The sequence below is a fragment of the Pseudomonas sp. FG86 genome (genome assembly GCF_057808775.1).
In genome coordinates this window covers 105,637-118,595 of sequence record NZ_JBMDIS010000004.1, presented here as the reverse complement: position 1 = coordinate 118,595, position 12,959 = coordinate 105,637, and the positions used below count along the sequence as shown (strand labels likewise).

Sequence of the window (12,959 nt, the reverse complement as noted above, 5' to 3'; positions counted from 1 at the left end):
CGCCCGGCAAACTGGTCTCCCAGTTAAGCGTACCTCGCCTTCTGTAGGAGCGAGGGGGACGCCTAGTTCTTGCTCGCGAAAAACTCACAGGCGCCGCGTTGATTCAGGAAACACGCGTTATCGTTGAGGTTTTTCGCGAGCAAGCTCGCTCCTACATAAACGGCGTCAGGCCTTCAAGGTCCGCGTCATGCGTAACGCCAGCACACTGCCCGCGACAATCACCGCAGCCAGCAAGTACAGCGCCATATCCGTCGACCCGGTGGCATCCTTCACAAAGCCGACGATATACGGGCTGAGGAAGCCGGCCATCTGGCCCATGGAGTTGATCAGCGCCAAGCCACCGGCTGCTGCGCCTGCGCTGAGCATGGCGGTCGGCACCGGCCAGAACATCGGCAGGCCGGTGAGGGCGCCCATGGTCGCGATGGTCAGGCCAAGAATCGCAATGGCCGGCGTGGTGGCGAAATTCACCGCGATGACCAGGCCGATTGCGCCCATCAGCATCGGCACCACCAAGTGCCAGCGCCGTTCCTTGCGCAGGTCGGCGGAGCGGCCCACCAGCAACATGAATACCGCGGCCAGCAGATAGGGAATCGCGCTGAGCCAGCCAATCACCAGGTTATCGCTGAACCCCAGGTTCTTGATGATCGACGGCAGCCAGAAGTTGATCGCGTACACGCCGCTCTGGATGCAGAAGTAGATCAGACCGAAAGCCCAGATCGCCGGATTCTTGAACACTTCTCCCAGGGAGTCCGTGGTGGTTTTCGGCTTGTTCGCCAAGTCCGTCGCTTGGTCGGCCTCCAGCACCGCGCGCTCATGGGGCTTGAGCCACTTGGCGTTGGCGAAGCTGTCACTGAGCAGGAAGTAGGCGAGGGCGCCGAGGATCACGGTCGGGATGCCTTGCAGCAGGAACATCCACTGCCAGCCCGCGAGGCCGCCTTGGCCGGCAGCGAAGTGGTTGAGAATCCAGCCGGAAAACGGGCTGCCGAGCAAGCCGGAGACCGGGATCGCCGACATGAACAAGGCCATGATGCGACCACGGCGGAACGTCGGGAACCACTGCGAGAGGTACAACACCACGCCGGGAAAGAAGCCCGCTTCAGCGGCGCCGGTCAACAGGCGCAAGGTATAGAAGTGCGTCGGCGTGGTCACAAACAGCAGGCAGGTCGACAGCGTGCCCCAGACGATCATCATCAACGCAATCCAGCGTCGTGGGCCGAACCTGGTCAACGCCAGGTTGCTCGGCACGCCGCACAGCACGTAGCCGATAAAGAAAATCCCGGCGCCAAGGCCGTAGACGGTTTCGCTGAACTTCAAGGCATCGAGCATCTGCAACTTGGCAAAGCCAACGTTTACCCGGTCGAGGTAGTTGAACAGATAGCAGATGAAGATGAAGGGAATCAGGCGCAGGGTGATGCGCTTGTAGATGGCGTTTTTATCGTCATCGGTGGCCAGTGTGGCAGCGGCGCTCTGTGACATGGGGATCTCTCTTTATTATGATTTTTCGCGATGCGCAGGTAACGTTGATCGCCCAACGAGTCTCGGCCACCTGGCGGGGTGCTGTCTTTGTGCTCGCGCACAGTGAAGCATCGTTTGCGCTGTGCCGATGAACAACCCTCCCTTTCAACGACTTCTTTCCAGGAGATGGCCCCATGTTCGAGCTGGATCATGACTTGGCGCAGGATATCGTCGACCGCACCATGGCGATCCTGCCCCACAACGTCAACGTCATGGACAGCCAGGGCCTGATCCTCGGCAGTGGTGAGCCCGAACGCATCAACACCCGCCACGAAGGGGCGCAACTGGTATTGGCCAATGGCCGCGTGGTCGAAATCGATGGGCAGACTGCCAAGCACCTCAAAGGCGTACAGCCCGGTATCAACCTGCCGCTGATGCATGACCAGCGCCTGATCGGCGTGCTGGGCATCACCGGCGAACCGGAAGGGCTGCGCACCTATGCCGAGCTGGTGCGCATGACCGCCGAAATGTTGGTCAGCCAACGTCACCAGCAGGTTGAACAACAATGGCGGCGCCAGCGCTGCGACGATCTGCTCGCCTTGTTGCTGGCTGACAGCGGCGACTCTCCCCGCCTGGTGGACGAAGCCCAACAACTGGGGCTCAAACCGCAGATGGCACGCACGCCTTACCTGTTCGAATTGGGGGTGGGGCAATCGGCGGAGGCCTTGAGTGCCTGGCTGACATCGCGCTACCCGGACAGCTGGTGTGTGAGCTCGGCGCAGTTTTCCCTGCTGTGGTGCCGACCGGCAGCCGTGCCGGTGGACAACCTGCGCCTGCTGGAGAAGCTTCAGGGCCTGGGCTGGAACATCCTGCGCGTCGCCGTTGGCGGGCAGGCCGATGGGCTGGCGGGATTGCGTCGATGCTACCGCAGGGTCGGCGATTTGTTGGCCTATGGGCGCGATATCTTGCCCCAGTCGCGCCTGTTGACCCTCAACCGTTACCGTCTGCCGGTGATGCTGTGGCGCCATCGCAACGACGATGCGCTGGACGAGCTGCTCAACCCCTTGCGCAAAGTGCTGGCCAAAGACAGCAACGGCCAACTCCTGGCCACGTTGCGCAGCTGGTGCGATCACGATGGGCAAAGCCAGGCTTGCGCCGATGCCTTGGGTATCCACCGTAACAGCCTGCGCTACCGCATGGAACGCATCGCCGAGCTGAGCGGCGTCGACCCGCTGACCCTCGATGGCATGCTCGCGCTGTACCTTGGCGTGCAGCTATTGCCCCAGCCTTTGTCCGAATGAACAACAAACCCCACCCGCACTTGTGCATCGGACCGGCGTTATTACCGGAGCCAACTGGCAGCATGGGCGTCATAAAAACCGGAGAAAGCCCATGAAAATCATCATCGCCCCCGACTCGTTCAAGGACAGCCTGAGTGCCGACGGCGTCGCCCAGGCCATTGCCGAAGGCTTGGCCCAGGTCTGGCCGGATGCACAGTTGATCCAGTGCCCGATGGCGGATGGCGGTGAAGGTACGGTGGATTCGGTGCTTGCAGCGTGCAATGGCGAGCTGCGTCACCAGCGCGTACGCGGCCCGCTCGGCGCGACGGTTGACGCGCGTTGGGGCTGGTTGGCCGACAGCCACACCGCCATCATCGAAATGGCCGAGGCCAGTGGCCTGCAACGGGTGCCGCCAGGCCAGCGCGATGCATGCCGGACCACCACCTATGGCACCGGCGAACTGATCCGCGCGGCCCTGGATGCTGGCGCCCAACGCATCATCCTGGCGATTGGTGGCAGCGCGACCAACGACGGCGGCGCGGGGGCCATGCAGGCCCTTGGTGTGCAACTGTTCGACGCCGAAGATCAGGCCCTGGCACCGGGTGGCCTGGCGTTGGGTCAACTGGCACGTATCAGCCTCGAGCAACTGGACCCGCGCCTGGCCCAAGTGCGTTTCGACATCGCCGCCGACGTGAACAATCCGTTATGCGGTCCCCACGGCGCCTCGGCGATTTTCGGCCCGCAGAAAGGCGCCAACCCCGAGCAAGTCCAACAGCTGGACGCCGCCCTTGGCCACTTTGCCGACCATTGCGCCCAGGTCCTGCCCAGGGACGTGCGCGACGAGCCCGGCAGCGGTGCCGCCGGTGGCCTGGGCTTCGCAGCCAAGGCCTTTCTGGGCGCACAGTTCCGCGCCGGTGTGGAGGTGGTGGCCGAACTGGTGGGCCTCGACGAAGCCGTACGCGGCGCCGACCTGGTGATCACCGGCGAAGGCCGCTTCGACGCCCAGACCCTGCGGGGCAAAACCCCGTTTGGTGTGGCGCGTATCGCTCGCCGGCACAACGTCCCCGTCATCGTGATCGCCGGCACCCTGGGCGAGGGCTATGAGCAGATGTACGCCCATGGGGTGGCGGCGGCTTTTGCTTTGCCCTCCGGGCCGATGAGCCTTGAGCAGGCGTGCAGTGAGGCACCGCGCTTGTTGCGGGAGAGGTCGGCGGATATTGCGCGGGTGTGGCGGTTGGCGGCGTTGCACCGCCGATAGAGCCACCCCTACACTGGGCGGCCACTTGTTTTTCAAAGGATGAAACACAATGCACCCGCCTGAACCCCATATCGTGATCCAGCGCTTTACCGAAGCCCACCTTGAAGGCGTCGCCGCGCTCTACAACGAGCCGGCCGTGTGCCGTCAGGTGCTGCAGATGCCTTTTCAGTCCGCTGAAACCTGGCGCAAACGCCTGGTGATGGACAACGAGCGGCGGCTCCAACTGGTGGCGTTGCATGGGGGAGAAGTGATTGGCCAGCTTGGCCTGGAACAGTACCTGCGCGTACGCCAGGCCCATGTGGGATCGTTCGGCATGGGCGTGGCCACGGCTTGGCAAGGCAAGGGTGTCGGTTCGCGGTTGTTGACTGCTGCGCTGGACGTGGCCGACAACTGGATGAACCTGCACCGTGTCGAACTTACGGTGTATGCCGACAACGAAGCCGCGCATAACCTGTATCGCAAGTTCGGCTTCGAAGTCGAAGGGCGGCTGCGCGATTACGCCCTGCGTGATGGTGTCTTCGTCGACACCCTGAGCATGGCGCGCCTGCGCCGGTCGGCTTAATCCTGCAAGGCAAACGCCACCGCAGCCTGCGCATGCAGCTCGGTGGTGTCCAGCAGCGGCAGGTCGCTGTGTTCCGGCTTGATCAGCAGGCTGATTTCCGTACACCCGAGGATGATGGCCTGGGCGCCGCGCGCGCCCAGGGACTCGATCACCCGCTGGTATACCTGGCGGGACGCCTCGCTGATCACCCCCACACACAACTCCTCATAGATGATCCGGTGTACCGCCTGGCGTTCATGTGCCTCGGGCACCAGCACGGTCAAGCCCTGGGCGGCCAGGCGTGATTTGAGAAAGTCCTGCTCCAGGGTGAACGCCGTGCCGAGCAAGCCAACCGTCAAGGTGCCGGCTTCGACGGCCGCCGCGCTGGCGGCGTCGGCGATATGCAGGAATGGGATCGACACCGCTGCCTCAATACGCGGCGCCACCAAGTGCATGGTATTGGTACACAGCACCACGCACTCGGCTCCCCCGGCCTGCAAGCGGCGCGCGGCATCTTCCAGGATCAGCGCGGCGTCGTCCCAGCGCCCGGCATGCTGGGCCTGTTCCACGGGGCCGAAGTCCACGCTGTACATCAACAATTGCGCCGAGCGCAGCGGACCGAGCCGGTCGCGCACGTGCTGGTTGATGATGCGGTAGTACTCGGCGCTGGACTCCCAGCTCATGCCGCCGATAAGGCCGATGGTGCGCATGCGATGCTCCTGACAAGGAATGTCGCCCCACCTTACTCATCGGTCGCCGAATAGTCATACGCAGTTGCCGAGCAAATAACCGGAGCAGTTTCACATGTCCAGGTTGATCCAGCCCGGCCTGGCGGTTTCTGGAGCCACCGCGTTGACCGGTTTTCCAGTGGCCTGCTCCACCCGCCGTGCCACTTCCGGGTCGTCGGCAAACGGAATCAGACTGGCCTCATCCAGGCTCTCGTTGGTCTGCCCGCGCAAGCAGTACTCCACCGCGCCATACAGGCACATCAGTATGAGGAAACTCCACATATCAGGCGATCCGCGCATCGAGCTGGGCCACATGCAAGTCGGCGACCCGCACCGTGCGCCAGGTGTTGTAGGCCATCAGCAGCATGCCGCTGAGAAAGAACAGGCCGCCGGCAAAACGCACCACAAAGCCGGGGTGGCTGGCCTGCAAGGCTTCGACAAACGAGTAGGTGAGCGTGCCGTCATCGTTCACCGCCCGCCACATCAAGCCCTGGGTGATGCCGTTGACCCACATCGAGGCGATGTACAACACCGTGCCGATGGTCGCCAACCAGAAGTGCAGGTTGATCAGGGGCACGCTGTGCATTTGTTCACGCCCGAATACCTTGGGGATCATGTGGTAGAGCGCGCCAAAGGTAATCATCGCCACCCAGCCCAAGGCTCCGGCGTGGACGTGGCCGATGGTCCAGTCGGTGTAGTGGGAGAGCGCGTTGACCGTCTTGATCGCCATCATCGGGCCCTCGAAGGTCGACATGCCGTAGAACGCAAGCGACAACACCAAAAAGCGCAGGATCGGGTCGGTGCGTAACTTATGCCAGGCGCCGGACAAGGTCATCATGCCGTTGATCATGCCGCCCCAGCTTGGCGCCAGCAGGATCAATGACATCGCCATGCCCAGCGACTGTGCCCAGTCCGGCAGCGCGGTGTAGTGCAGGTGGTGCGGGCCGGCCCAGATATACAGGGTGATCAACGCCCAGAAGTGCACGATGGACAGGCGATAGGAATACACCGGACGCCCGACTTGTTTGGGCACGAAGTAGTACATCATCCCGAGAAAACCGGTAGTCAGGAAAAAGCCTACGGCGTTATGTCCGTACCACCATTGCACCATCGCGTCGGTGGCCCCGGCGTAGACCGGATAGGACTTGAACCAGTCCACCGGGATCGCCAGGTGATTGACCACGTGCAGCATCGCGATCACCAGGATAAACGCGCCGAAGAACCAGTTGCCCACGTAGATATGCGCGGTCTTGCGCCGCACCACGGTGGTGAAAAACACAATGGCATAGGCCACCCACACCACGGTCATCCACACCGCGCCGGAGAACTCGATCTCGGCGTATTCCTTGGTGGTGGTGTAACCCAGTGGCAGGCTGACCAGCATGATCACGATCACTGACTGCCAGCCCCAGAAGGTGAATGCGGCCAGCGTGTCGGAAAACAGCCGAACCTGGCAGGTGCGTTGTACCGCGTAGTAACTGGCGGCAAATTGCGCACTGCCGGCAAAACCGAAGATCACCAGGCTGGTGTGCAGCGGTCGCAGGCGACCAAAGGTGGTCCAGGGCAGGTCAAGGTTCATCTCGGGCCAGACCAGTTGCGAGGCGATCCAGACGCCCATGGCCATGCCCACCACGCCCCAGACGAGGGTGGCGATCACGAATTGGCGGACGACTTTATAGTTATAGGCCTGTCCGGTTGTTGCTGTAGTCATGCTCAGTCCTCCCACGGTTCCAAGTGGCGGCACTGTAGGAAGCGTGGGCAAAACAAAACAGACTCAGAAAAACCTCATTACTGCGGATCAGTTCATCCAGCCTGAAAACGCTGCTCTAAGGCCATCTGATCCGCTTTTTATCGCTGGATGTGAATCTATAACGCGCTGCGCCGCAGGTGCATAGTCGTGCCAAAGAAGCCGCACCGTGGATGCGGCCCACCCTGATGAGGCAGTGATATGTACCAATACGACGCATACGACCGGGCGTTGGTGTTCGAGCGCGTGGCGCAATTTCGTGACCAGGTGGAACGCTTTATCGCCGGCGACCTGAGCGAGGAGGAGTTCCTGCCCCTGCGCCTGCAAAACGGCCTGTACCTGCAAAAGCATGCCTACATGCTGCGTGTGGCAATCCCCTACGGCACCTTGAGTGCCGGGCAATTGCGCACGCTGGCTGGCATTGCACGGGATTACGACCGTGGCTACGGCCATTTCACTACGCGGCAGAACCTGCAATTCAACTGGATCGAACTGCACCAGGTGCCCGACATCCTCGAACGCCTGGCCCAGGTCGACATGCATGCGATCCAGACCTCCGGTAACTGCGTGCGCAATATCACCACGGAGGCCTTTGCCGGGGTCGCCGCCGATGAGATTCTGGACCCGCGCCCGCTGGCGGAGATCCTGCGGCAGTGGTCGACCATCAACCCGGAGTTCCTGTTCCTGCCCCGCAAGTTCAAGATCGCCATCTGCTCGGCCGACGAAGACCGCGCCGCGATCATGATGCATGACATCGGCCTGTACCTTTACCGTGACCGCCAGGGCGACATGCTGCTGCGCGTGATGGTGGGCGGTGGGCTGGGGCGCACGCCAATCCTGGGGCTGATGATTCGCGAAGGGTTGCCGTGGCAGCACCTGTTGTCCTATGTCGAGGCGATATTGCGCGTGTACAACCGCCACGGTCGGCGGGATAACAAATACAAGGCGCGCATCAAGATCCTGGTCAAGGCCCTGGGGATCGAAGCGTTTTCCCGCGAGGTGGAAGAAGAGTGGCAGTACTTGCGTGACGGCCCGGCGCAGTTGACCGACGCCGAATATACCCGTGTGGCGTCGGCCTTCGTCCCACCGGCCTATGCGCACCTGGCCGACACCAGCCTGGCTTATGGCACCGCCCTGGCGGACAACCCGCACTTTGCACGCTGGGTCAGCCGTAATGTGATGCCACATAAAGTACCGGGCTACACCAGCGTGGTGCTTTCCACCAAGCCGGGAATCAGCGCGCCGCCGGGCGATGTGACCGCCCGGCAAATGGATGCCGTGGCGCAGTGGTCAGAGCGTTTCGGCTTTGGGGAAATACGCATCGCCCATGAGCAGAACATCGTGCTGCCGGACGTGCCCAAGGAGCAGCTGCATGCCCTGTGGACACTGGCCTGCGAACACGACCTGGGTGCGGCCAATATCGGCTTGTTGACCGATATCATTGCCTGCCCGGGCGGCGATTTCTGCGCCTTGGCCAACGCCAAGTCGATCCCCATCGCCCAGGCGATCCAGCAGCGTTTCGATAACCTGGACTACCTGCATGACCTGGGTGATATCAGCTTGAATATTTCCGGCTGCATCAATGCCTGCGGCCATCACCACATCGGCAATATCGGCATTCTTGGCGTCGACAAGAATGGCAGCGAGTGGTACCAGATCACCCTCGGTGGCGCCCAGGGCAAGCACAGCGCCTTGGGCAAAGTGATCGGGCCATCGTTCAGCGCCGCCGAAATTCCCGATGTGATCGAGCGAGTCATCAGCACCTTCGTGCGCTACCGCGAAAGCGAGGAGCGTTTTGTCGACACGCTGCAGCGCATTGGCCTGGAGCCGTTCAAGGAACGGGTCTACGCGGGGCAGCCGGCATGATCAACCTATTGAGGCTGGAACAGGGTGTGGCGCGGATCGTCGAGGATGACCCCTGGGTATTGGTGCGCGACGAGGTGCGAGCGCCTGGCCCGTTGATCCTGCCGTTGGCGGCCTATGAGGCGGGGCAGGGCGTGTGGTTGGGGCCGGATGATGAGGTCGAGCACCTGCAACCCTGGCTCGCCACCTTGCCGCTGATCGCCCTGGACTTCCCCAGCTTTCGCGATGGACGTGCCTACAGCCAAGCCTATCTGTTGCGCACGCGACTGGGCTGGCGAGGTGAGTTGCGCGCAATTGGCGATGTATTGCGCGACCAACTCAGCCATATGCGCCAATGCGGGTTCGATGCGTTTGCGCTGCGGGCCGACAAGTCCGCCGAGGATGCCCTCAAGGGCCTGGCGGGGATGAGCGTGCTGTATGGCCGCAGCGCCATCGAGCCACGGCCGTTGTTTCGCAGGCGATAGCCTGGCGGGCGTTAATCGTACGGCCAGGCGCCGCATCTGCCATGATCGGGTTTTGCAAATGGGCTCACCCAAGGAAATCCGCAATGGACGATGTACAGCAACTGGGCGAGATGCTTCGTCATTACGCCGATAGCGAAGCGCATAAAAAACAGCAGTTCGATGTGCAATCAGCCCGCTGGGCGCAAAAGCTCGGCGAGTTGTTCCAGCAGATCGAGCAGTGGCTGGAACCGGTCAAGACCCATGGCTTGCTGGAGGTTCACCGCGAAGCCTACGTGGCCAGCGGCCCGAGCATGCCGGTGGAGACATCGCCTTTCAACACGGAAAAACTCACGGTGCAGATCACCGGCAAAAACGTCGAGTTCGTGCCCGAGGTCATGGGCGCCGGCGGGTTGATCTGCGTGTCGGTCATGGGCCTTACCGCCGCGCGGCATGGCAGTGTCTCGCTGGTATTGCCCGCGGATAAGAACGACTGGCTCTGGAAGAAGACCAACGGCCTGAAAGACCCGGACACCTTCGGCTTCGACGCCAACTTCCTCGCGGCGCAGTTACAGAGCCTGATTCCCCGCGAACGCGGCTAAGCGCGCGATTTTTCCGTGATTGGCTATACCTACAGCTCAACGTTCTGATGATGGTTGCCAAGGAGTTCAAGTATGAAGCTAAGGCGAATGATCAGCACGCTCTGCATCGCTTCGATCGGGATGGTGGGCTGTGCCAGCAAAGTTACACAACCGGATGAATATTCGGGGTTCCTTTCCGACTACAGTCGCCTTAAGGAGGCCAAGTCGCCCTCGGGGGCCGAAGTGATGCGCTGGGTCGACCCCAAGCTGGACGTGAGTCGCTACAACGCGGTGTATATCGAACCCACCCAGTTCTACCCCAAGCCCCACGCCACGACGAAAATCCCCGAAAGCACGTTGCGCGGCATCAACGACTACTTCAACCAGGCGCTCAAGCGCGAGCTCGGCAAGTCATTGCCCCTGGCGCAAGGGCCAGGCAACGGGGTATTGGTGGTGCGGGCAGCGATCACGGCGGTCAGCACCAAGACCCAGGGGCTCAAGCCCTATGAGTATGTGCCTGTCGCGTTAGTCGCGGCGGCGGTCAGCGCTGGCAGCGGCATTCGCGACCAGGACACGATCCTGGGTACCGAGGCACAGTTTCTCGATGGGGCCAACGGCAACGTCGTCGCCCAGGTCGTGCGCAAAGGCACCGGCAAACCCCTGGAAAACGACGCACAAGCGATGACGCCCAATGATGTAAAAGGCGTCATCGATGGCTGGGCGTCGGACCTGCATCAGTCCTCCCTGAAGTTCAGAAAGCCCTAGGCCCGCCAACGTCTACTTGAGAGGGGTCAGCGGTGGCAGCTTCCATTCACCGTTGCCCACCTCAGGTTTGGGCAGGTAAATCCGCAGTACCGCGTAGAACGGACCAGGAGGGGCAGGTAGCCAATTGCTTTGTTCTTCTTTCGGCGGTTCGTGGTGCTGCAGCGCCAGGGTCAAGCCGCCGTCGGCGTCCAGCTTGAGGTTGGGCAGCATTCGCGAGTTGATCTGGTAACGCTTCTTGTGGTTAGGCACCAGCAGCTTGGTCTTGGCGTCGTACATGGTCAGCGACCAGAATGCATCGGCCGGCGGCAGCTGGCCCTTGGCAAAGTGGACGGTGTAGCTGTGACGAGCGCCGTTGGCGGGTTTACCCTCGCTGTCGATGAGGTAGCTCAGGGATGCCGCCTCATCGGCCGAGTTGCGGAAAATCCCGATGTTGGCGCCAGCGTAGCGGTACAGGTAGTTGTTCTTCAGGCGGTCACGGCTGCCGAACAGGTCGGCGCTGGCGACCTGATGGGTGTCGAGCTTGTCCTTTTTAAAGGCTGCGAATTCCGCCCTGGCGTCGCTAATGCCGTCTTCCAGGGCCTTGCGCTGTTCAGCCGTCAACTGGTTGACCTTGAACGGGGCGCCAGGGGCAATGCCGATCTTGGCAAAGCGCGCCAGCAGGTCTTTTTCGCTGTCCTGGGGCGCGGCGAAGGCCAGCATGAAGTTCAGGTAGCGAAACAACTGCGGTCCTTCGGTCATGGTCGCCAATGGCTTGGGCCATTGGATCTTGGCTGCCTTGGCCGGGGCGGCTTGCTTCACGTAATTGCTCAGCGACTGCACTTTGTAGCCGTTCTGAATCTGCTTGACCTTGTTCAGGTCCTTTTCATCAAACAACTGAGTGCGGTAGAGGGCGTAGGCAATATTGCTCTCGCTGTACACCACACGGTCCACGTTGACTGGCTGCTGACCTTTCCAGTCCGGGCCGGCGACCATGTAGTGGCCGCCATTGTTGCCGGTGCTGCGGGTGCCCAGGTAAGCGAAATTCTGCGTATAGAGGTCGATCAGTTGCACCGAGTAGTAACGGTCGTCTTCGATCTTGGGCAGGGTGAGCACCAGCGGCTCGCTGCGCAGGTCCATCCACACGAATGAATAGGGTGTGTCGATGTTCGGGGTCGCGAATGCGGTGTCCTTTGGCGTGAGCGCCTGGGCGGTATTGCCGATATGGTTGAACGGTGCCTTGAAGTTGGCCCCGCCTTTATCAACGGCCTGGGTGTAGAGCGTCTTGTACATCTCAACGACTGGATAGCCATACAAGTAGGCTTCCTTGGCAATGGCCCGCGCTTCGCTCGGCGTCGCCGTGAAATCGGCCCAGGCACCGGTACTCATGAGTATCGAGAGGCTCGCCAACAGCAGGCGCGTCGGTTTTCCAATCATGTTGTTGCGTCCTTCCAGGGGGGCTTGGTGGGGAGAGTTATGGTACATGGCGCGCAAGCGCCATGAGTTTCCATTTTTATTGGCCGGACGTCACGTTAAAAGCACGAAATCAGGCGTGCAGCCGCCGTTGCCTTGGCCGATCGAATCAATAAATGAGAAATTCAACGTCAGAGGCTGCGCAGGCGCTGACAGCCGTCCAGGGTGGGCAGCATGCGCTGACAGTGGGCGGTCATGCGGCAGGCGGCAACATCGCTTTGACCTTGTCGCGCAACTGATCGATCGAGAACGGCTTGGCGATCACCTGCATACCGGTAGACACATCGATATTTTCGGCATAGCCGCTGGCGAACAATATCGGCAAGGTCGGACGCAACTCACGGACCTTGGCCGCCAGTTGCTTGCCGTCCATACCCGGCAGGCCCATGTCGGTCATCATCAGATCAATCGTCTGGTGGATGTCTTCAACCACTTCGAGCGCCTTTTCGGCATCAGCGGCCTCCAGCACTGCGAACTCCAACTCTTCGAGTACATCGACGATCAGCATGCGCACGATGGCGTCATCTTCGACTACAAGGATGGTGGAGGCGGTGGGCATAGTAGACATTCCTGAAAGGTGAGGGGCTGAGCGTGAAAGGCAAAAAGACAACTTAGTAATGAGTGGAAGCAACGCCAGCAAGTTCCAAAGTAATTGCTGGCATTGTGACGTTCGTGGAGCAGAATGTCCCGTCGGGTTGTTCTGTTCTCCTTGCTTCTTGGGCTGAGGAAGAAAGCGCGAGGAGTTCCGGAGCCAAGCAGCCTGATATTTAAGCAGCCGAATCAATACAGAAAAATAGCGTTCGCGCGCAACTTTGGGGCAAACTCCTCGTTTTTCTGAATTGGCCAAGGCAT

The 12,959-nt window shown here is 61.3% G+C and carries 13 protein-coding genes; 7 read left to right on the top strand and 6 right to left on the bottom strand.

Translation table 11 applies throughout. The features are described from left to right. Nucleotides 1-165 precede the first annotated feature (165 nt). On the bottom strand, nucleotides 166-1,476 hold the full coding sequence (locus tag ACODSV_RS03975) for an MFS transporter (RefSeq protein ID WP_150055780.1): 1,311 nt from the start codon (nucleotides 1,474-1,476) through the stop codon (nucleotides 166-168). A 173-nt stretch (nucleotides 1,477-1,649) separates the two neighbouring features. Here ACODSV_RS03975 and ACODSV_RS03970 point away from each other — a divergent pair, with 173 nt between their 5' ends. The 3 genes from ACODSV_RS03970 to ACODSV_RS03960 all read left to right on the top strand — a co-directional run bounded on the left by ACODSV_RS03970 (nucleotide 1,650) and on the right by ACODSV_RS03960 (nucleotide 4,555). After that, nucleotides 1,650-2,756: a sugar diacid recognition domain-containing protein gene (locus ACODSV_RS03970; protein ID WP_024075367.1), complete on the top strand. Its 1,107-nt coding sequence runs from the start codon at nucleotides 1,650-1,652 to the stop codon at nucleotides 2,754-2,756. 91 nt (nucleotides 2,757-2,847) lie between these two features. Beyond that, complete coding sequence (locus ACODSV_RS03965) at nucleotides 2,848-3,993, top strand: glycerate kinase (protein ID WP_150055779.1); 1,146 nt, start codon at nucleotides 2,848-2,850, stop codon at nucleotides 3,991-3,993. A 49-nt stretch (nucleotides 3,994-4,042) separates the two neighbouring features. Next, nucleotides 4,043-4,555: a GNAT family N-acetyltransferase gene (locus tag ACODSV_RS03960; RefSeq protein WP_150055778.1), complete on the top strand. Its 513-nt coding sequence runs from the start codon at nucleotides 4,043-4,045 to the stop codon at nucleotides 4,553-4,555. On the opposite strand, the gene ACODSV_RS03955 is transcribed toward ACODSV_RS03960, so the two are convergent. The 3 genes from ACODSV_RS03955 to ccoN form a co-directional block, all read right to left on the bottom strand. Then, the gene (locus ACODSV_RS03955) at nucleotides 4,552-5,244 is read right to left on the bottom strand and encodes an aspartate/glutamate racemase family protein (RefSeq protein ID WP_150055777.1); all 693 of its coding nucleotides are present in this window, start codon (nucleotides 5,242-5,244) and stop codon (nucleotides 4,552-4,554) included. The genes ACODSV_RS03960 and ACODSV_RS03955 overlap by 4 nt on opposite strands. Nucleotides 5,245-5,334: 90 nt before the next feature. Next, nucleotides 5,335-5,544: a cbb3-type cytochrome c oxidase subunit 3 gene (locus ACODSV_RS03950; RefSeq protein WP_150055776.1), complete on the bottom strand. Its 210-nt coding sequence runs from the start codon at nucleotides 5,542-5,544 to the stop codon at nucleotides 5,335-5,337. A 1-nt stretch (nucleotide 5,545) separates the two neighbouring features. Further along, the gene (gene ccoN / locus ACODSV_RS03945; protein WP_024075372.1) at nucleotides 5,546-6,973 is read right to left on the bottom strand and encodes a cytochrome-c oxidase, cbb3-type subunit I; all 1,428 of its coding nucleotides are present in this window, start codon (nucleotides 6,971-6,973) and stop codon (nucleotides 5,546-5,548) included. A 237-nt stretch (nucleotides 6,974-7,210) separates the two neighbouring features. Here ccoN and ACODSV_RS03940 point away from each other — a divergent pair, with 237 nt between their 5' ends. The 4 genes from ACODSV_RS03940 (at nucleotide 7,211) to ACODSV_RS03925 (ending at nucleotide 10,658) form a co-directional block, all read left to right on the top strand. Then, nucleotides 7,211-8,875, top strand: a complete 1,665-nt coding sequence (locus tag ACODSV_RS03940) for a nitrite/sulfite reductase (protein WP_150055673.1) — start codon at nucleotides 7,211-7,213, stop codon at nucleotides 8,873-8,875. Beyond that, nucleotides 8,872-9,336: a DUF934 domain-containing protein gene (locus ACODSV_RS03935; RefSeq protein ID WP_102623389.1), complete on the top strand. Its 465-nt coding sequence runs from the start codon at nucleotides 8,872-8,874 to the stop codon at nucleotides 9,334-9,336. The genes ACODSV_RS03940 and ACODSV_RS03935 overlap by 4 nt, the downstream gene beginning before the upstream one ends. An 83-nt stretch (nucleotides 9,337-9,419) precedes the next feature. Continuing rightward, complete coding sequence (locus ACODSV_RS03930; RefSeq protein ID WP_024075375.1) at nucleotides 9,420-9,914, top strand: hypothetical protein; 495 nt, start codon at nucleotides 9,420-9,422, stop codon at nucleotides 9,912-9,914. A 72-nt stretch (nucleotides 9,915-9,986) separates the two neighbouring features. Beyond that, a complete protein-coding gene (locus tag ACODSV_RS03925) occupies nucleotides 9,987-10,658 on the top strand; it encodes a DUF3313 domain-containing protein (RefSeq protein WP_024075376.1) in 672 nt (223 codons plus the stop codon). Nucleotides 10,659-10,670: 12 nt separating this feature from the next. On the opposite strand, the gene ACODSV_RS03920 is transcribed toward ACODSV_RS03925, so the two are convergent. Beyond that, nucleotides 10,671-12,071 (bottom strand): DUF1254 domain-containing protein, encoded by a 1,401-nt coding sequence (locus ACODSV_RS03920; protein WP_024075377.1) that lies wholly within the window; start codon nucleotides 12,069-12,071, stop codon nucleotides 10,671-10,673. Between the two features lie 229 nt (nucleotides 12,072-12,300). After that, the gene (locus ACODSV_RS03915; RefSeq protein WP_024075378.1) at nucleotides 12,301-12,666 is read right to left on the bottom strand and encodes a response regulator; all 366 of its coding nucleotides are present in this window, start codon (nucleotides 12,664-12,666) and stop codon (nucleotides 12,301-12,303) included. Nucleotides 12,667-12,959: the final 293 nt, after the last annotated feature.